The sequence below is a fragment of the Nitrosospira sp. Nsp13 genome (genome assembly GCF_900101945.1).
In the GTDB taxonomy this organism is placed as follows: Bacteria; Pseudomonadota; Gammaproteobacteria; order Burkholderiales; family Nitrosomonadaceae; genus Nitrosospira; species Nitrosospira multiformis_D.
This window is the reverse complement of the sequence record NZ_FMVD01000001.1, coordinates 590930-610600: the sequence shown is the minus strand read 5'-3', so window position 1 is coordinate 610600 and position 19671 is coordinate 590930. Positions and strand designations below refer to the sequence as shown.

The 19671-nt window shown below is 54.2% G+C and carries 17 protein-coding genes; 9 read left to right on the top strand and 8 right to left on the bottom strand.

Going from position 1 to position 19671, the window contains the following annotated elements; genetic code table 11:
• The first annotated feature begins 166 nt into the window (after nucleotides 1-166).
• Nucleotides 167-3502: a hybrid sensor histidine kinase/response regulator gene (locus tag BLO43_RS02785; RefSeq protein ID WP_090905679.1), complete on the top strand. Its 3336-nt coding sequence runs from the start codon at nucleotides 167-169 to the stop codon at nucleotides 3500-3502.
• A 2-nt stretch (nucleotides 3503-3504) separates the two neighbouring features.
• Entirely contained in the window at nucleotides 3505-4395 is an 891-nt protein-coding gene (locus tag BLO43_RS02780; RefSeq protein WP_090905678.1) for a GGDEF domain-containing response regulator, read from the top strand.
• Between the two features lie 24 nt (nucleotides 4396-4419).
• Here BLO43_RS02780 and BLO43_RS02775 read toward each other — a convergent pair whose 3' ends face one another.
• The 6 genes from BLO43_RS02775 to BLO43_RS02750 all read right to left on the bottom strand — a co-directional run bounded on the left by BLO43_RS02775 (nucleotide 4420) and on the right by BLO43_RS02750 (nucleotide 12047).
• Nucleotides 4420-5523 carry a hypothetical protein gene (locus BLO43_RS02775; RefSeq protein WP_090905677.1) on the bottom strand — a complete coding sequence of 368 codons (1104 nt, stop codon included), beginning with the start codon at nucleotides 5521-5523 and terminating at the stop codon, nucleotides 4420-4422.
• A 23-nt stretch (nucleotides 5524-5546) separates the two neighbouring features.
• Nucleotides 5547-8099: a 3-keto-alpha-glucoside-1,2-lyase-like domain-containing protein gene (locus BLO43_RS02770; RefSeq protein WP_090905676.1), complete on the bottom strand. Its 2553-nt coding sequence runs from the start codon at nucleotides 8097-8099 to the stop codon at nucleotides 5547-5549.
• A gap of 355 nt (nucleotides 8100-8454) precedes the next feature.
• Complete coding sequence (locus tag BLO43_RS02765) at nucleotides 8455-8886, bottom strand: OsmC family protein (RefSeq protein ID WP_368086128.1); 432 nt, start codon at nucleotides 8884-8886, stop codon at nucleotides 8455-8457.
• Between the two features lie 223 nt (nucleotides 8887-9109).
• Entirely contained in the window at nucleotides 9110-10948 is a 1839-nt protein-coding gene (nhaA, locus tag BLO43_RS02760) for a Na+/H+ antiporter NhaA (RefSeq protein ID WP_090905675.1), read from the bottom strand.
• A gap of 298 nt (nucleotides 10949-11246) precedes the next feature.
• Nucleotides 11247-11561, bottom strand: a complete 315-nt coding sequence (locus BLO43_RS02755) for a hypothetical protein (RefSeq protein ID WP_090905674.1) — start codon at nucleotides 11559-11561, stop codon at nucleotides 11247-11249.
• Nucleotides 11562-11780: 219 nt separating this feature from the next.
• Nucleotides 11781-12047, bottom strand: coding sequence for a hypothetical protein (locus tag BLO43_RS02750; protein WP_090905673.1), 267 nt, complete (start codon nucleotides 12045-12047; stop codon nucleotides 11781-11783).
• 330 nt (nucleotides 12048-12377) lie between these two features.
• Here BLO43_RS02750 and BLO43_RS02745 point away from each other — a divergent pair, with 330 nt between their 5' ends.
• Nucleotides 12378-13301, top strand: coding sequence for a mechanosensitive ion channel family protein (locus tag BLO43_RS02745; RefSeq protein WP_254773289.1), 924 nt, complete (start codon nucleotides 12378-12380; stop codon nucleotides 13299-13301).
• 226 nt (nucleotides 13302-13527) lie between these two features.
• A complete protein-coding gene (locus BLO43_RS02740; protein WP_074632481.1) occupies nucleotides 13528-13746 on the top strand; it encodes a hypothetical protein in 219 nt (72 codons plus the stop codon).
• Between the two features lie 127 nt (nucleotides 13747-13873).
• Here BLO43_RS02740 and BLO43_RS16675 read toward each other — a convergent pair whose 3' ends face one another.
• A complete protein-coding gene (locus BLO43_RS16675) occupies nucleotides 13874-14047 on the bottom strand; it encodes a hypothetical protein (protein ID WP_175443829.1) in 174 nt (57 codons plus the stop codon).
• Between the two features lie 314 nt (nucleotides 14048-14361).
• On the opposite strand from BLO43_RS16675, the gene BLO43_RS02730 reads away from it, so the two are divergent.
• From BLO43_RS02730 to BLO43_RS02710, 5 genes are all read left to right on the top strand, one after another.
• Nucleotides 14362-15402: a hypothetical protein gene (locus BLO43_RS02730; RefSeq protein WP_090905671.1), complete on the top strand. Its 1041-nt coding sequence runs from the start codon at nucleotides 14362-14364 to the stop codon at nucleotides 15400-15402.
• 104 nt (nucleotides 15403-15506) lie between these two features.
• Nucleotides 15507-15803 carry a hypothetical protein gene (locus BLO43_RS02725; RefSeq protein ID WP_090905670.1) on the top strand — a complete coding sequence of 99 codons (297 nt, stop codon included), beginning with the start codon at nucleotides 15507-15509 and terminating at the stop codon, nucleotides 15801-15803.
• A 637-nt stretch (nucleotides 15804-16440) separates the two neighbouring features.
• A complete protein-coding gene (locus tag BLO43_RS02720; RefSeq protein ID WP_090905669.1) occupies nucleotides 16441-17571 on the top strand; it encodes a PEP-CTERM sorting domain-containing protein in 1131 nt (376 codons plus the stop codon).
• 387 nt (nucleotides 17572-17958) lie between these two features.
• Entirely contained in the window at nucleotides 17959-18513 is a 555-nt protein-coding gene (locus BLO43_RS02715) for an acyloxyacyl hydrolase (RefSeq protein WP_090905859.1), read from the top strand.
• Between the two features lie 137 nt (nucleotides 18514-18650).
• Complete coding sequence (locus BLO43_RS02710; protein ID WP_090905668.1) at nucleotides 18651-19178, top strand: DUF4142 domain-containing protein; 528 nt, start codon at nucleotides 18651-18653, stop codon at nucleotides 19176-19178.
• Nucleotides 19179-19379: 201 nt separating this feature from the next.
• Here the strand turns inward: BLO43_RS02710 and BLO43_RS02705 are convergent, their stop codons facing one another.
• The gene (locus BLO43_RS02705; RefSeq protein ID WP_090905667.1) at nucleotides 19380-19613 is read right to left on the bottom strand and encodes a hypothetical protein; all 234 of its coding nucleotides are present in this window, start codon (nucleotides 19611-19613) and stop codon (nucleotides 19380-19382) included.
• Between the last annotated feature and the right edge of the window lie 58 nt (nucleotides 19614-19671).

Genomic DNA, 19671 nt, shown 5'->3' with positions numbered 1-19671 from the left:
AGTAAGGAACATGGCTCCATCCTGACCGTACGGCATGTACCGGCAGCAGTTGCGTTGATCCAGGGCATCGGAGTATTGAATTAAAGCCCGGCTCGAGGCGCTACCAGCAAAGCACAGCTCGCTTCGAATTTGTTTGCACACGGTGACCCATACCGAAGGAAGAATCATGACAATCCGGAAACTGAGTCATATCTTTTACCTCGTAACCGGGGTGCTTCTTTCTCTGCTTGTGTTTTTTATCGTACTTCGCTTCTTCGGGCAGCAGGAACTCGATGAGATCCAAAGTGTTCGCTACACTTCTTTCCTCGTCGCTGACGAGCTGCGCCAGTCGTCGGATGATATGACCACGATGGCCCGAGCTTATGTGGATACCGGCGACCCGAAGTTTGAACGTTCCTATTGGCAAATACTTGCGATCCGCAACGGCGAACTGGAGCAGCCCCTTCACTATGAGCGTAGTTACTGGGATCTCATAATCGGCGATCCCGGCTTCCAGCCCAGTCCGGGGGGGCGGAAGATTTCCTTACGAACCCGGATGGAGGAGTCCGGGTTTACTGCGGCAGAGTTTGCCAAGCTGACGGAGGCCGAAGATATTTCAAACCGGTTGGTGCAATCGGAACGCAGCGCTTTCCACGCGATGAAGGGACTCTTTCGGGACCCAACCGGCCAGTTTGATATACGGGGGGTCCCTGACCCCGAGTTGGCCCGCCGCATCCTGCATGATGGGAACTACCATATCGAGAAGGCCAGAATCATGCGGCAGGTGAACGAGTTCTACGAATTGTTCGATGCACGCACAATCAATGCGATCGCGGCCGCCCGGCACCGCACCACTTTCTATGTATACAGCGTCTTTCTTACGCTCGCTCTTGTCGTGGCCTGGCTCGCACTCTCTTCCCGGGTTGTGCGGCAAAAAGTACAAAATCTTGTTCGGCTCGAAGACGAAACCAGGAGTATCGGAGAAATGGATCATGTCTCTCAATTCGAGATTGATTCCAGCGACGAGATAGGCAGCCTTTCTCGTGCTTTTATCACCGCGCAAACGGAACGCGATCGCTACTTTGACCAGTCCTTGAATTTTCTTGCCATCTCGGGCTCCGATGGTCATTTCAGACGCTTGAACCCCGCCTGGGAAAAGGTTCTGGGTTTCTCACCGGAGGAATTGCTATCCCGGCCGTTCATGGAGTTCGTCTCCCCCGATTCCCGCGAGAGCACTACCCGGGAACTGGATAAACTCATCACGGGCATTCCGGTTTCCTTTGAAAGCCAGATGAGTTGCAAGGACGGTTCTGGCCGCTGGGTTTCATGGAATATCACCACCACACCGGATACCCAGGAATTTTACTTTTCCGGTCAGGATATCACCGCAAGGAAGACTATCGAGATGGAGCTGCAAAAAGCGCGGCTGACAGCCGAGGCTGCCAGCAGTGCCAAGAGCGAGTTCCTGGCAAACATGAGCCACGAGATCCGCACGCCGATGAATGGCGTGCTGGGAACCATCGGCCTGCTTTTGAATAGTTCGTTAACCGCGTCGCAGCGCGAGTTGGCGGGCCTGGCGCGCGCAAGCGGCGAGACGTTGCTCACCATTATCAATGACATTCTCGATTTCTCCAAAATCGAGGCCGGTAAACTGGTGATTGCACCCATTCCGTTTGACTTGCTTCAGGCCGTTGAAGAAGTGGCGGGCATGATCGCCATGCAACCCTCGAGAAAGAATGATGTGAATGTGATAGTGCGCTACCCCCCGGATGTGCCACGCCATGTGATCGGGGATATGGGACGTATCCGTCAGATATTGACAAACTTGACCAATAATGCCATCAAGTTCACTGACAAGGGTCATGTTCTCATCAATGTTGAAACCGACTCGATCGATGATGATGAGGTCAAGCTCCGCATCAGTGTCGAGGATAGCGGGCTGGGCATCACGGCAGACAAATTGGAGAGCCTCTTCGATAAATTCACGCAAGCGGATACTTCCACCACGCGCCGCTATGGAGGCACAGGCCTGGGTCTGGCCATCAGCAAGCAGTTAGTGAAATTGATGGGGGGTACCATCGCCGCGAAGAGCCGTGTGGGCATGGGGTCAACGTTCTGGTTTACCCTTAGCCTGCCCCTGCAGCAGAATCAACCGGCCGCCGTGAGCCCGCATGTGGAACTGGCACGTGCCCGTGTACTGATTGTGGACGATAACTCGGTTAACCGTCTCGTGCTGCAAGAGCAAATCCGCGTCTGGAGAATGCGCATCGGAAGTGCCGCATCCAGTGTGGAAGCGCTCCGGGCACTGCGTGGAGCGCATGCCGCCGGTGACCCCTATCAGATCGCTATCCTCGATTATCAAATGCCGGGAATGGACGGAGAAAGTCTGGGCCGCGCCATCAAAACAGATCCTTCGCTCCACGACACCCAGCTGGTGATGCTAAGTTCGCTGGGACAAGAGGGTGATATCAGGGAGCGGCTCAAGAAAATCGGTTTTTCGGCCTACCTGGTCAAGCCGGCGCGCCAATCGGAGTTATTGTCGACGCTGGTAAATGTCTGGGACGCATACTGCCGCCGCCGCTCCATAGACCTCATCAGCGATCGTCAGCCCCTTCCGGAAGTTTGCGAGGAACAGATAATCGAGAGTGCAAATCCCCCATTCACTGGCATGCGAGTGCTTCTGGCGGAGGATAACGTCACCAATCAGATTGTCGGGGCGATGATGCTGAGAAATCTGGGCTGCCATGTGGATGTCGCCGCCAATGGCAGGGAAGCCATGCAGATGGTGGAGGCGTTTCCCTACGAAATGGTATTCATGGATTGCGAGATGCCGGAAATGGATGGCTTTGAAGCCACTGCTGCGATTCGCCGCCGGCCCAGCGGAAAATCGTGGCTTCCCATCATTGCGGTAACGGCGCAGGTCATGCAGGGAGATCAAGAGTACTGCCTGCTCGCGGGTATGGATGATTACATCAGTAAACCGGTGAAGCAGGAAGATTTTGCCGCCGCCCTAAAACGATGGGGGCCAGGGAAAAACCGGGAACGGGAAAATGACGCCCAGCCAACCCAGGCAGAGAATGAGAACATGGTCCGCGTTGATACGCCGGACCCTTCCTCGTCCCTGATATCTTCAGCTCCTCCCCATATTTCATCCGCATTGAGTGCCGAAGTCATTGCAAATCTGCGCGCGTTGGGAGACGCGACGGAACCTTCCTTGATTCGTGAGATATTCATGTCGTTCCTGAACGAGGGCACTGAGCGCATCGGCATTCTACGAAACTCGCTGGATAGGGGTGATGCTGCGCTTCTGCGCAAGACGGCTCACGCTCTCAGAGGCGCGAGTGGCAGCGTCGGTGCGCGGCGCATGGCGGATATTGCCCAGCAGCTGGAAGCGCTGGGTAAAGCTGGCAACACGACCGGAGCAGTCGCGTTAATAGAACAGATCGAAGGTGAATTTGGCCGCGTAAAGGTCGAAATTGCCGCGCTTGATATGCATTCCGAACCTCCGTCCGACAGGGTCTGATTATGAAGATATTAATGGCGGAAGACGATACCACCTCGCGCCTTTTGTTTGGCGCGACGCTCAGGAAACTGGGGTACACGGTAACGGCGGTGGAAAACGGGCAGAAGGCTTGGGAAGCCTGGAAACAGGATGAATATTCCCTGCTTATCTCTGATTGGATGATGCCGGATATCGATGGTCCACAATTGTGCAAAATGATCCGTGCCGAACCCAGTCTGCAATATACATACATCATTCTCTTGACCTCGCTGGACAGCAAGGGCAGTTATCTCGAAGGCATGGATGCGGGTGCCGATGATTTCATCACCAAGCCGTTCGATGAAGAACAGTTGGCGGCCCGGCTGCGGGTGGCCGAACGAATACTTGCGTTGCATAAGAAACTGCATATCCAGGCCACGCACGACCGCCTTACCGGGGTATGGAACCGTGCCGCAATCATGGATCATCTGGAAGAAGAGGTGGAACGGGCGGCGTGCCAAAGCACCTGCATCGGTGTTGTGGTTGCCGACCTCGATCACTTCAAGCGAATCAACGATACCTACGGACATCCCGCTGGCGACACGGTATTGCAGGAGGCAGCCCGGCGCATGCGCCTTGTACTGCGTCCTCATGACCGGATCGGGCGTTATGGGGGAGAGGAATTTCTCATTACAGTATCGTCCTGTACGGGGAGTGATGCGATGATCCTGGCCGAACAAATTCGTAATTCCATCAGCATGGAGCCTGTTGACAGCCGGTCTGGGGAAATTTCCATGACGGTAAGCCTGGGTGTAACGGTTGGCGGTGACCGGATTGGGGAGGATGTGGGCACGCTCATCGCAGCCGCCGATAAGGCGCTTTATCGAGCAAAGATAGCAGGCCGCAATCGCGTTGAATTCTTAAATCTGAAATGACCCCATGATTCGTGAGACACTCCGCTATTCAGGCGCGGCATCAATAGGGGACAACCGGAAGAGATTGAATTTGCTGGTCTGTTTTATGTCGATACCGATCCAGGGATGCATGCCGCCATCAATCACCAGGCCTTCCGCTTTTTCGAGCCCAGCGGGCAGCTTCCAGTACGCGCCGCGATCCAGCGAGACTTTTTCTTCGTCTGGCTTCAGGATCTTTTGCAGCCGGATCAGGGTGGCGCTTTCTTGCGAGAGCAGGTAAACGCTTCCATCCGGGCCGAGCGTGATTTCGCTTGCATCCGTGGCGAGTTCGCGCAGGCGCTCGGAGAATTCCCATGTCTTCAACGCCACCAGTCTGCGTTGAACAGGGAAAATCGCTCGGTTTGCGCGGTAAACAATCGGTTCCTCGGAATCCGTTTTTAATCCGGCGAATTCTTCATTATCTTGCAGGAAGGCGGCCGGGCCGTAACCTATCGGGGAGTCGCCTTCCGGGCCGAATTCCACAAGCATCGCGGGGTGCTTTTCCTTGAGAACCAGGACGTGGCCCTTTTTCATGAGTATCATCCCCTCGCCGCGTGAATTGGGGCGCGCCTTCCAGGCCAACTCGAGGTGGCCGATACTTGAAACATCCAGCGTGAAGCTTCCCCGTCGGTGCTCCAGGCGATGGTCGAGGCACGTGATTTCACCGCGGTTCTCACTCAGCATGCAGATCGTGTCTCTTCCATCCGTTGCGATCGCTTCCCACTGGGAGGCATCCGCTTTACCCTTGCGTACCACATCCGCGACATCCTGCGCATCGATGATGGCCGCGCCCGATGCCGCGTCGATCTGAAATCGGGCGATCTCGTAGCTGCCGTCGCCAACGGCATAAATGTTGATGCCATCCTCGCCCGTTTCCAAGCTTCCGTTCCCGTTGCCGCCTTTATTTCTTGTGGTGTGCGCGATGGCGAGTCCCGAGAGTTCGGCGATGGGAAGATTATATTGCTCTGTGATGGTAAGCGTTTTTTGCGGGGCTCCAGGAGCGGCCCCAGGGAGGGCTCCAGAGTCTGAGCCGGAAAAGGTTTCAGTGCTGCTCAGGATGCAGGCAAGACAGATGCAGGCTGAAATTATCGGTCTTGGTAGTCCACGCATGTCTCCTGCCAAGATGAACCTCGTTAAAGTGGTTTAATCTGGATTTTGCGGAACGCGACCCGTCCAGTATGGGTTTGCAGTCCGATAAAACTGGGTATGCTTCCCGAGCTGGGCTGGCCACGCGCTGGATCGGGGTTGTCATACTCGGTGATTATTATGCCATTGAGAAACACGGAATAGTGTTGTCCCTGGGCATGAATTTCGAATTCATTCCATTCGCCCACCGGTTTTACTGGAAGATTATCGGGATCATTAGGCGCAGCGAAGCCGTAGATTGCGCCGGTTTTGCGAATGGGCGCCCCCTCGGGACGCGCGAGCTGGTCGATCTGGATCTCGAATCCGAAATCAATCGCGACATAGGCGGTATTGTTGTAATTTTTGCTATCCGGGTGCGGAAAGCGAATGAACACACCGGAATTGTCATCCTCACGCCAGCGCAACCACTCAAGTTTAAGCACGAAATCCTGAGGTGTCGGGTCGGTGTGCCAGAACATGCCCAAGTCGTTGCCTGGCACCGATTCCAGGGCGCCATCCACAAGCAGCAAGCCGCCGGGATTATTATTGGTCTGATTCCTGATGGTCGACATGCGCCATTTGCCCGTGTCTGTGCCATCGAAAAGCATGGTGAATCCCGCATCGGGGTGAAGCGGTGCAACGGTGAATTGTTCCGCCAGGCGGCGCGCCAGCGCAACCCCTGTGAGCATCGGATTGGGCGAGCCGACGGTTGGAAACAGGGCTGGCCCGGCGACATACGCATTGTCGACAAAGTGGAAACGGGCATTGGCATTGGTGACGGAAGTATCGGGATCGTCGCCCATCCAGAGCGGTCCCGCTTCATGATGGGTGGTGCCCATGCCGTCGCGGCGTCCGCCTTGTCGGCCCGGTTTATAGGGCACGAGTTGCTTCAAGTCCGCCGCTGGTGCAACGGTCTGAGGACCGGTTGCCGTAAAGACGGTAAAATCGTGCCCGCCAGCGAATACCTTGGCTACGTCATCGGAAGCTTTGTCCATGGCGTCCCATAATTCGAAGTCGTTTGCACTGAGATTGTAAGCGACCAATGCGCGTTGCATACCGACCTCATCGGTTTCGCTCGTCAATGTGATATCGCTGCCCGGATTCTGTCCCTGGGTTTCGCCGATGCCGCGAATGGTAATAACCACCGTGTGGTCGTTCACCTCCTGCAACGGGAGCACGCTATCCAGATCGGGGATCTTCTTGAAAAGCTCCGCCTCGGAATCGGCGCTGAGTTTGTCCAGCCCCGCCGCGGTAATCTGCAAGTGGAAATAGCCCTTGCCCGAACTATCGGCGAAAGTGTGCCTGCCTTTCACGAACAGGGCGGATGCCTGTAGCGCTTTCACCGCCGGGCTGAGACTGGACAATGACGTGCGCGGAATGCTGATGGTGAGATTGGAACGCAAGTGCGCCATCAGGTTCTGGCCTATCCTGCCGTAATTCGTGATTCCCTGGAAAGAGAGCAGGGCAAGGCGGGCGCTTTCTATGGTGCCCAGCGCGATGATGACGTTGCTGCTGTCTGCCACGGGGATTGTCACACGCTGTTTTTGTACATTGGAGCCGTCGCCGCAAACCGGCAGGTAAGTCTCGCATTCCACGCCGGTCACCCGCCCAAGCCCGTTCTGGATCGCCGTGACTAGCCGGATTACGCGGCAGTGAGGCACCGCCATGAATCGCTTCTTGACATCGTCTGAGTAGCCCACGGCATGCATCGACTCGGTGGAAGCCGTGCGCGCAGCTTTGATCAGCAGGGGTGCAGTGCTGAACTTGTTGAAGGGAAAAAACCCGGAACCCGCGCGGCTCTGGACCGCCAAGGGCGCTTCCAGCTTACATTGTTCCTTATGTTCAGCGGATGTGGCGGGCGGCACATGCAGGTGCAGAGGTAGTTCAGCCGGCTTGATTGCCTCGGGAACCTGATTGCCGTTGATGCCGTCAAACAATTGCTTGCGCAACGCATAATGCATGGGACCGCTGATAAAATCATTCGTCTGGTCGGTGCCGATTTGTTGCGCGGCTTCCGCAAAATGCCTGGTATTTAGGTCACTTACCACGCTGGCAGGCCACCGGTCCGGCGGCATTTCCGTATCGGTGGCGGTATCCAGCAATTGCGGAGACCAGCCGCCAAAATAGAGGGAGCGTCCCCCAAAACAATAGGCCAATCCGGGGAATCCGCCCGGCACCTTTGCGGGGTCTGCGCGCCATGGCAGCCCCCAGACCTCGGCGCGCGGCACGAATGGGTCGGTCTCAATGGGTCCGGGGACGCCAAGTCCGATTGGGGGGTAGTTTTGCACATGCTCTGTCAGCACCAGCGAACCGGCATCGAGCACCAGGATGCGGTGACTGTGCGTTTTATCTTGCGAGAAGAGGTGCTGCGCAAACACCGGCCCAAAACTGCCGCCGCCGACCACTATTACATCGAAGGGCCGGGCATCGCTGGTGGGGGAGCCATCCGGCCGTTGTCCGTTCTTATCGGTGCTATTCAGGGCTTCATCCAACCCATTGGCGATGTAACGGCCGAGAACGTCTTTGGCAAAGTCGGTGGTCTGGGGTTTACTTGCGGTCATATCGGAATCTCCTTTATCTCGCCATCCATGTCACTTCAGGAATTTTCGTCGGACAGGGCGCTAGTTATCTATAGACCACTTCAGAGAACAATTCAAAAATTTTCCCCGTCTTTATATTTGAGTGGACCTGCAAGTTGAAGTCCGTGGTCCTGCAATTCCGTCTCTGCACCACTGGTACTTCAGTCCAATTGGCAATATGGTCAAAAGAGATAAGATACGATTCAGGAAGATAGTAAATCTTCCTTTATGGTAACGGGACGAGTTCGCCCGGCGGAGTAAATCCTCCGCCGGGCATTTTTCTGGCTGTACAACGGTGATGGGTAGGCCAGAACGGCCCGGGCCAGCCATGCGGGGGCTATGATTCCAGGCTGGCGTCCATCGTGATTTTTGCCTTGAATAGCTTGGATACCGGGCATCCCGCTTTTGCCTTGCTGGCAATTTCCTCGAATTTCGTTTTATCCGCGCCGGGAATTTTTGCCGTTACGGTAAGATGGCTTGCGGTGATTTCGAAGCCCTCACCGACTTTGTCCAGCGTTACATCCGCATGCGTCTCGATCTTCTCGGGGGTCAGTCCCGCCTCGCCGAGCATCAGGGATAGCGCCATGGAAAAACAGCCGGCATGTGCGGCGCCAATCAGCTCTTCAGGGTTGGTGCCTTTGCCGTTTTCGAATCTTGACTTGAATCCATACGGCGCTTCCTTTAGCACGCCGGTTTCGGTAGAGATGGTGCCGCCGCCATCCTTGATGCTGCCCTTCCAGACTGCCCATGCTTTCTTCGTCGTCATGATCACTCCTTCCTGGTTGATGAAAAATCGCCAGCCTGCGCCGGAAATCATGCCAGGTCTGTTCGGTGGCATACGGATTGGCCGCAGGACGGGTGGAGTGAAGCCCAACCCATCGTTTTGCTATCCTCCACATCACGCCTCCATGATGCTTCTTTCCGCCTGCCGGGACATTCAGAGTGGTGTTTTTTTGATGGGTTACGCTACGCTCCACCCATCCTACGAAGAGTCAATTGGAATCGGACCGCGCATTCCACAATATTGCTGTACCAATAATCGCCGATATGATCGAGCCCGCGAAGATCGCTATTTTGACAGCGGCGAAATCAGATTCAAGCTCAAAGGCCTGGCTCGCTATGAAAAGCGACATGGTAAAGCCGATACCAGCCAGGGCTCCCGCACCGGCCAGTTGACGCCAGGAGTATGTCGCGGGTTTGGTTGCGATGCCCAGCCAGACGGCCAGTGCCGCCGCAGCGACGAACCCGAGCGGTTTCCCAACCACAAGTGCGACCGCGGTACCGAACATGAGTGCCATCTGATCCCCGAGCGCCCCGGTCTCGACCGCCACACCGGCATTGACCAGTGCGAAGAGGGGCAGGACTACGTAGCTCGATCTTGGCGCGACGTGACGAAGCATGCGTTCAGCCGGGGATTCCAGCCGCTCATGGATGGCATCCAACGCTTCCAGGGAAGGTTCGGACGGGCCATACCGCATCACTTCTTTGTCACGTTTCGTTTCCGCTGTCAGGATTGCATCGGCTTGTAGCATCAGCGCCCTGAGGTTGGGCGGTGGGCGAGTAGGGATAAAGAGTGCAAGAATGACGCCCGCCAGGGTCGCATGGATTCCGCTGGCATGGATACAGGCCCAGAGGCCGATTCCCAGGAATACGTAAGGTGAAGCGCGATAGATGCCACTTCGATTGACCAGCGCCAGCAATCCCGTAATAGCAGCGGCGCCGGCGAGATAGCTGCCGCGCAGCTCATCGGTATAAAAAATCGCCACGACAATAATGGCACCGATGTCGTCGACAATGGCAGCCGCGGTTAGAAAAACCCGCAATTCGATAGGTACTCGCCTGCCCATCATGGCAATCAGTGCGACCGCGAATGCGGTATCCGTCGCCATCGGTACGCCCCATCCCAGCGACCATGCGCCTTCCGGACCTTCCGGCACCAGTAATAGATATGCCAACGCTGGCATCACCATACCGCCAACGGCCGCGGCGACCGGCAACATTGCGGATTGACGGCTGGCGAGATGACCCACCGTGAATTCGCGTTTTATTTCCAGACCGACTACCAGAAAAAAAATAACCAGCAGCCCGTCATTTATCCAATGGCGCAGCGAGAGATCAAACGCAGCATCGCCAAAGATGATTCCAAAGGGCTGATCCCAGAATTCATTAAAGTCCGGACCGAAGGTGGAATTACTCAGCGCAATGGCAATCGCGGTCGTCAGCAGCAGCAGAATACCAGTCGAAGGCGCCCACTTGGCGAAGTCCAGCGCGGCCGCATGGACGACATGACCCAGGGAACCGAGCATTGCTTCCGAAAGTGAGTTGGCATCCCAGGGGCCATCGTAGCGGCGGCCATTGATAAAGAATGTCGGCGTGACGATAACGCCACTGGCCTCGGCGCTCTCCACATCTGCATCCACACGTGCTTTTGCGCCTAGCGTGCCCTCTTCGTTCCGCGGCGCATTTTTCTCTTCGAGAATCTGGTCGGCGGCGATCGTGTGCAAGTCGTCCGCGGTCAGCGTGGCGGCGTGGGTCATCAATGCGACATGCACATGCCAGAAGCGCGCCGGGTCGCTGTAGGATTCCACCAGCTCGGCGGCGCGGCGGGCAATATCGCTACCGGGCAGCGGCCGGTGGCGGAAGACGTAGCGCAAACGGTTGCCGAAGCGATTGCGCATTTCAGCAACGCGCTCGTGGGCGGCGCGGGAGGAAGGGTCCGCGTAGCTACCGTATTCGACTAATGTGATCTCGGCATCGGGCGGCCCCAGTATGTGGTCGTATGCCTCGTCGACTGGACGGTCAAGCCGATTGGTGGGGGTTTCGGGTGTCATTGATTAAGCCGTGCATTCACCGGAATCTCGCGTGGATAAAGGATTGTTTCTGCGCGGAGTCCTGTTCGATCCCGCGTTGACAATCGATGCGGCCTGGCGGCGTGTTGGACTTAAAGGAAATCGGCTGCGAAAGCCGGGTGTTAAAGCAGCGTGCCAGTCCATATTTCGCCGCTTTTTAGCCAATAGAACCACTATTGGGCTTCAAAATCGCCAAAATCTGTCCTCCCGGTCGCTTTTTCGCTTCGACTCTACGGCCGACAGGCTGCTAGCGGTTGCAAGCTATACGGCTATTCCCGGTTCAGAGAAGTTTCAAGGTTCGTGGAAAACGGCTATCCACCCATTCCCAGACATCCGGGGGCAAATATCCCGCCACAGCCACAGCAATTTCTGTCAGAAGAAATTGAAAACTGTCGCTTCCGTAATTTCCAAGGGTGCTTACCAGTTGTTCAGGCTCAACATTCGTCTCAAATACGATGGCGCATACATGCTCGCCTGAAGTCACGACTCGCCAATCGTTACCGGACAAGGCTTCGACTTCATCACGGATATGCCGCACCGTTACCGCATACTCTTTCAGATAGGGGTAGCAAAACGTAAGCTGATAAAGGGCCATAATCTTTCGAGAGAAAGTAAGAAAATGTGAGGAGTGCTGCTCTCAAAACTTCGAGCCAACCCCCTCGCATAGTGTACCCCACGTAAGGTAGCCGCATTATGAATCCTGAATCCAGTAGTGGTAGTGGATTCATCCGGAAGGTGAGCCTCAATGATACATAAAGTCTTTATGAATCATGAAATTAAACTAATAGATGAGTGCTCAACCACCGGATTTGGGTTAATAGATAATCACGCCGGTTAATGCCATCGTGGATTCAGCAGATTCGAACGTTTGGTTTTCGATTTGGGCGATCGCTCGCGATAGCCCATCCCGGAGTTCCCGTGCCTGATCCGCATGCATCACATAGGGCCTGCCTGGATCAGCCTCGGAGAGCTTCTGCCGTTCATGAGATAGAAAAGGGAAGCGCACGGAAAGGACTCCGTCAACCGGTACTGTTTTTATTTCCCAACCCGTAATGGGGAACAGAAAGAGATCGTTATCCATGGAAGGCTCCTGCTGAAAGTTTAACGGCCTTCAGTGTAGCAAAGAGGGTACTGAAGGCTTCGTTAGCTAGCGCACATAGATAAACGTCTTTATGCTGGATAATACGATAACACCTTCTCATCGTTCGCTAATCTCGCCAGCCTGTCACCCGTTTTTTTTGCGCAGGTATGCGCATTTGTTTATCTGACATATGCCGTGATCGCCAGGTTATGGGAAATCCTCCGATCGGCGACGCTCGTCGCTGCGTACTCATTCAGCGGCTTTCTATTAGCGTAGCAAATCATGCGGGACGAAGGGAATTCAGCAGATCGATAAATCAGGAGTGAAAAAATGGATCTAATTGCCCGGTTTTTACACCAATTCAACTGGCAAACGCTCATGTTTGCAACGCTGCGAATTATGTTCATCAGCCTCGCGGCATGGATATTGCTGTCAGTCATCAAACTATTACTGGGCCGGATGCAGCAGTCGTTGATCAGCAGGGCCAGCGAACAGGGAGAAATGGCAACCGAAGCCGCCAAACGTATTGAGACGCTGATCAGGCTGCTGCGCCAGGCGGTGGTGATTATCGTTTGGGTGATAGTGGGTCTGGTGATTTTGAGAGAATTGAATGTCGAGATAGCGCCGATTCTCGCAAGCGCGGGCGTTGTCGGTCTCGCCGTAGGCTTTGGTGCGCAGAATCTGGTGCGTGATGTTATTTCAGGGTTTTTTATGATCCTGGAAAACCAGATCAGGGTGGGCGACGTGGCCATTGTCAATGGCATCGGTGGACTGGTGGAGCGGGTTAATTTCCGTACCCTTATCCTGCGCGACGAGGCGGGCACCGTGCATGTATTTCCCAACGGAACCATTACCACACTTGCGAATATGACCCAGGAGTGGTCGGCGTATGTGTTCGAGATCCGGGTGGCTTACAGGGAAGATATGGATAAAGTCATGGCCGTCATGCGCAGTGTGGGCGCGGCGTTGCGTAAGGATGAAACGTTCGGCCCGCTGATGGTGGAGGATGTTGAGATATACGGCGTTGATAGTTTTCAGGATTTCGCGGTGGTCATCAAGGGGCGTTTACGCACCAGGCCGATCAAACAATGGAGTGTCGGGCGTGAATATCGGCGGCGGCTAAAGCTTGCATTTGAGCGCGAGGGCATCGAAATACCCTCTCCCTATCATTCCATCTACTTTGGCGAGACCGGCAACGCACTGATGGCGGGACTAATCAATCAGAAAAATGCCATGAAGGCGGAGGAGCCATGAACGCGCTCCCCGGAATTACGCAGCATTGCGGTTTTACGGCGGCTTGAAGCGCAGGAAGATTTTGGATAAGATAACGCATCAATTATTTGGCGGCGCCACAAGCGTGATTTTTGGATTTGAATAATTCCGGCCACCTCCATGAAGGCGGCTTAGCCGATTTATTAAGCGATTCATTACCCTTATTGTTGTCTGACAAATTCAGACCTACTATTTCACCAGAAGTCTCATGAGGAAAATTCTATTCGTCTTATTCTCCGCGTCGCTCTCCGCCCAGGTTTTTGCTCAGAAAGAAGAGCCTCGGGAATACCCTTGGGAAAAAGCCGCGAAACGTATCGAAGCGGATGAGGCAAAAGCGGGCCGGTCTAAAAAATTGGAGCAGCAGAGCGAGACCAGTACCAATAAGCCCGAGAAAAAAGTCGACGCCGAAAACAAGAAGGGCAAATAAGGATCGTTCTTTTTTGGCAAACATGGTTCCGCGCCCACTCCCGCAAAGCTACAGCGTCCCTGCTGGTAAGTAGGGCTTCTCCAGAGGTTTTCCCGTGGGTGCGTGATCTTTTACATCGCGATCCATTTCATTGGTTATTGGTTACTACGCGGTACACTTGTTCAATCAGGCGGTTGAGCATGTTCCGATCCGGAACTACCGGATCGGGGGGCTCGTTCTCGTCCTCACGGTCGGCAAGGATCGTGGTTCCAAGATAATGAGCGCGCAGCCGCCTCATGATCACGATGATGGAGCGGGGCATGTGTGGCCTATACGTCATCATTCCGGTCGATTATCGTGATTGCGGTTTTTGCATCCGCAGGAGCCAGTGAGGATATGGCGGATGGCATGGTATGCGGCACGTTCGCGCTAACCTCGTGGTGGGGATGCGATGATGATCCTGGATCCCTGTATCTAATCCGGTTTCCGCCAGAGGAAATGCCGGTTTCGTATCATTCCGGCGGCTGATTTAAAAAATAATTAAAAGTGATTCTGATTGTTTTTTTGAGATAGCCGTCTATGGTGAATGATCGGCATGCGGAATCCAGGGTGATTCAGATACTCCAGGAGATAATAATGGGCCCCCATCATAAGTTTCTATTTTCAGCCATATTCATGATGCTGACAGGTGCAGCCCATGCACTTGTCGTTAATCCGGATGGTCCCGGCATTGATCCTGCGATAGACGTAAGCAGCATGAGTTGGGCGCCGGGCAATGCACTGCTAACACCGGTTGGCAATGCGTCGATATTCACCCACCATCTGGGTGACGTGTTCCAGAGCTACATGCACGCTTCCCTGAATGGGCTTGAGAATGGCGATGGCGTTAATATTGGTGTCCCTACGCCAGATAGATGGGTCTATATTGCGGGTTATCGCGAGCAGGTGGTCTCTACAATCGGCAACAGCGTCGTGTTGGATACTATCGGCGGAGGCGAAAATTTCTTCAGGTTATATTTCGATGCCACGCCGAATGCCCATGCAGGCAACGGCACCGGATATGGGCCTGATGCCACCAACGCGGACCCGGTACTCATACTGTCCGGCATGATAGCGGCCAGAGGGGAAACGGCAATCTCCGCCTTAAGAGTGGCTCCAGGTAGTCTCGATCAATCCGGGGTCGACAATTATCCCGGTGTGGCCAGCATCACGGCAGTTGGAACTGGAGCGATGTCGGTCATTATCGAGAGCTTTGATCCGGTTTATTTTTCGGAAGGGGTGCCCGCAGGACTCGGGCTGGATTTTCAGATTATGTTTAACGCGCCATTTACTCAGGCTGACCCATCTTCCTGCTTCAAAAATGGCGCGAACACCCTGATAAATGGAGCGGGCCCGAATACGCTTGACGGCCTGGAGTGCGACGTTAATACAGTAGGAAGCATCAACGGGATTGACGGGACAAATTTAATTTTTATGACAGATACATCCACGTCTTTCACCCGGATCGAGCCGGTTTCGGAGCCTGTGTCATTGGCGTTGCTGGGGATTGGGCTGGTTGCCATGCGAGCGGGCAGACGACGCATGCTGCGGAAATCCTGTTCATCCGGAAATATGGATCATTACACCTCTTTCAATAAGTCTTTTCAAAAAACAAGATCCTGCACAATCATCACGTGAATTTATGAAACCTCCGGGCTAGCGATCAGATCCTTCCCGAGTATTCCCGCAAAGCTACAACAATCCTTACTGGTAAAAGTACGGATTTATTCAAAGGCTCTCCCATGGGTGCGTTGATCTTTTACATCGCGATCTATTTCATTGGTTACTACGCGGCGCACTTCCTCAACCAGACGGTTGGCCGCGTCCTGATCCGGAACCGGCGGATCGCGGGTCTCGTTCTTGTCCTTACAGTCAGCATCGGTCATGGCTACAAGATAATGAGCACGCCGCCGCCCCATGATCACGATGATGGGGCAGGGTATGCGATGGGCTTATACGTCATCATGCCGGTCACGATCATCGTGATTGCGGTTTTATATCTCATGTGGCGGGAAGGAAATGATGACGACGTATCATAGATATGACCGGGCCGGCGTAGGGGATGCCGCGATCGCGTTCCACGTGCATGGGGCGCCCGCATCCCGCTTCGGGGTCACCTTCCTGCGGAAGGCACTGCTCCGCCCTGCGCGGTCGTATTCCGCGTCGCTGCGCCTTGCCCTGTACCCCAAAAACAGTGCATTTCATCCCGTTCAACTACCGGATTTAGGATGAAGGATTTAGGGATCTGGTATGCGATATGGGTACACTGTCGAACTATATTACACCGGTCCGGCCTGCAAACGTAACACCAATCCTGTACTTCAGTCTAATGGTAGATATGCTCAAACTCTGTAAGATGTGACTTCGGGTGTCTACTCTTTCCTCCATTAGTAGCGGGCTCCCGGCCCGGCCGCATTGACCCTGCGAGCCGGGCTTTTTTATGATCGGCAGGCTGCTTGCAGGAACGTCAGTATTTCCGCTAACTTTCTGGAATACCTTGTTTTTTTAGACTGTACTTCAGTCCAATAGGCAATGCGCTTGGGATATGGAAAAATGAAATTGTTGACTGTTAAAGCAGTTTGATGCGGTAGGGAAGTAGACATTGCAGCGAACACGGATAATTTGAACATCCCTGTAAAACTGCCCCTTCAACAATTTTTTAGATAGGAAGATGAAATGAGATTTGCACCCAGTACGTTAAACCAAAAGATCGTTCTTGCATTGGGCGCTCTGGCACTGATGCCGCAGTCGGCCAATGCGCTTCTGATCAGTACTGCCCCGGCAGGCTTTAGCAACTCCGCAAGCGTTTCCGATAGCGAGGGCGGAGGCGCGAGTAACAACAATGGTGCCAGTTTCGGGACCAGTGCGATCAATCAGTTTAACTCGACTCAAGGCGTTCTGATGGGTGCTACTCTCGATCTCACCTCGACCCTGACACAAAGCACCTGGGTCAAATCCACTGCTGGTGGTGGTACGGGTGCTAATAGCACGGTTACCTCGAGCGGTAGTGGCAACAGCACAGCCAGTATCTCGGGAGCCGGCATAAATGCGTCCTTTTCTTCCATCAGCAATAGCGATTCATGCTCGGATATGCGTAAGGGTGCTTGTACCGGCAGTGCTACCACAAGTTCCGCTACTACTACCAACCTGAGTCAAGCGGTATCTTCCGCCAATCTGGATAGTTATGTCGGCACCGGCGATGTGACGCTGACGCGCACAGCCTCGGCACTGGAGGCGACGCAGGGAGCTGGCGTTTTTACCGGTACCGAGACCACGGCATATACTGTCAACTGGGCTGGCAATGTCGGCGCCACGTATGATTACCTGCTGCATGCCGCCCCATCGTTTGATGGTTCCTCGACAATGTTGACCTTGAACCTGGATTTTGGTGTTTTTCATGTGGGCGACGCCGCTAGCCTTGGATTCAGCCTCTTCAATCTGGCTGATGCCAACCGGGTCGGCCTCGATTTCGACAGCATCTCCGGCAGCGGCGACACTGGTATGCTATTAACCGATTTGAGCAGTTTCAGCGGCTTAGGTCAGGGTTCAAGCTTCAACTGGCTGGCCATGATGGATACCTCCTCAGCCGGAATTTTCAACGCCAGCTACACACTAGGCCTGTCGGACGCGGATGTCGGCGCGGCATCCAGCCGGACCGCCTATAGCCTCATCCTGAACCTGACTGGCACTGTAAATGAGATACCGCTTCCGCCAGCTCAGATTGGTGAGGTACCTGAACCCACCACTTTTGCACTTCTTGGCCTCGGTTTGGCAGGTCTGGGTTTTAGCCGCCGCAAGAAATCCTGAAATCAATCCACAGGTCAAAACAGGCCCGCTTCGGCGGGCTTTTTGTTTGAGAACATTCGGTAATACCATATAGATTATTCATGTTTGCCCTTCGAGTTCGTTACACCTCCGCCTCGCTATGGGAGGCTCTCGTTGACTGACGGCGTCAGATCACTACGTTAATCCAACCTACGAAACTTTGTCTGCTCTCTCCGAGCCTGGCGGATCGCAGCGCTTCACCTATCGTGGATTTGAAATTGCTTGACCGCTTCATAGTACAGCCCTCACACTTCCTCGAGTTGATGCGGCTGGTTCGTGCGGAAGATTAAATCCATGATATGAAGCCTGTGGTTGACCGTTCTTTCCATCCTGCCAACGCGGTCGGATTTTGATTCGAAGGGTTTGATAATGCGCGTGCAAATTATCAAGGCATGGATTTTCAGCCTGGGTTGTATTGCCTCATCCCATGGGTACACAAATGAGTGGAAGGCAGCCGCGTGGCTGCATGAGGTTAAGCTCGGTGTGCTTCACCATGACACTGGCGCTTTGTGGAGCGGTTTTCGTCGCGAGAGTGGCGCCGATTTCAATCTGGAAGCGATTTTCTCGCCACAATATAAAATTCTGGGCGGGTTCATTCGTCCCGCCCTGGGGGGCTCGGTGAGCACTGCCGGGGATACGTCCAAGCTCTATTCGGGTATTCGCTGGCAATATGATCATACGAGTGGCCTATTTTTCAGCGTTGGCTTCGGTGGTGCGGTCCACAGTGGGGATCTCCATTTACAGCACAATGATCGCAAGGCTCTCGGATCACGGGTTCTGTTCCACATTCCGATCGAAATCGGGTATCGTGTTGGCGCCAGAAGTTCATTATCGGTATATTTTGATCATGTTTCCAACGCCAACTTTGCCGATCCCAACGAAGGTATGGATTCCCTTGGCGGGCGATACGGCTATCGCTTTTAGGCGACCGGCGATCTTGAGGCCATCTTGTGCAGGCTTCGCGCCTCCGCGAATCCGATCCGGATTCCGAACGAGCATTGAGGCTATTAGTTGCTCTCAAAGTCATTCAGTAATCCCAAAATCGAAAATAGGAGTGTCCCATGAAAAAACTGCTCATGCTGGTCATCGCGCTGATAGTCCCGATCTTTGCAGCCGCTGCTGAAACAAAAGCACTCAGTGATGCGGAAATCGTTGGTATCGTCTTGGCCGTGAATCAGGCTGAAATCAATGGCGGCATTCTGGCCCAATCCACGTCATCCCACCTGGACGTAAAGGCATTCGGTCACCGTTTGACTGAAGAGCATAATGATTCCACCTCGCAATTCAATGACTGGGCGAAAAAGACAAATATAACGCCGCAGAGCAGTTCGATCAGCGACACTTTGAGGGCCGATGGGGAGAAATACCTGGAGAAGCTCAGGAAGCTGAACGGCATATTATTCGATCTGGATTATGTCAATCATGAAGTGGAATCCCACCAGCAAGCGCTCGATTTATGGGATGGGAAGCTGATTCCAAGTGCAAAAAATGAGGAGCTAAAGCATTTATTGAGTCTGAGGCGGGCAAGCCTTGCCGGCCATTTTGAACAGGCCAAGCTGATCAAAACCTCGCTGGGCAGAAAGAAGTAGCGGCGTATAAACGATTCAATGTTGGACTTCAGTCCAATGGATGATCCGTCCGAAGCGTGTAAGATATGACTCAGGGCGACTTCTACCTTGCAGTGGTAGCTGGAGCCCTAGCCCGGCCGCATTGACCCTGTGTGCCGGGCTTTTTATTGGTTTGCATTTTGAAGCAGATCGGATCGGCGCAGCGTAATCCAACAAAGAGAGTTATTCATTAACCTCCTTCCACTTCGCCGCTGCCAGGCAAACCGCGGCGCGCAGGGTGGCCGCGCTGGTCTTGATGTCATCGCAGAATAATGTGAAGCCACCGGTATATTCTGGAGTGGGGCGGGTATAAATGGCCTGGTCGCAGTACTCGCCCAGCCAGTCCAGTATCTCGGTATCGGTGAGGGGGAGGGGCGCCGGGCGGTGTTCGGTCCATAATTCAGCCCAGCGTCCCATGATTCAATCCTTAGCGTATTGATTACAAGTTTTGGATTATTCTGGTCCTTTCAAATCG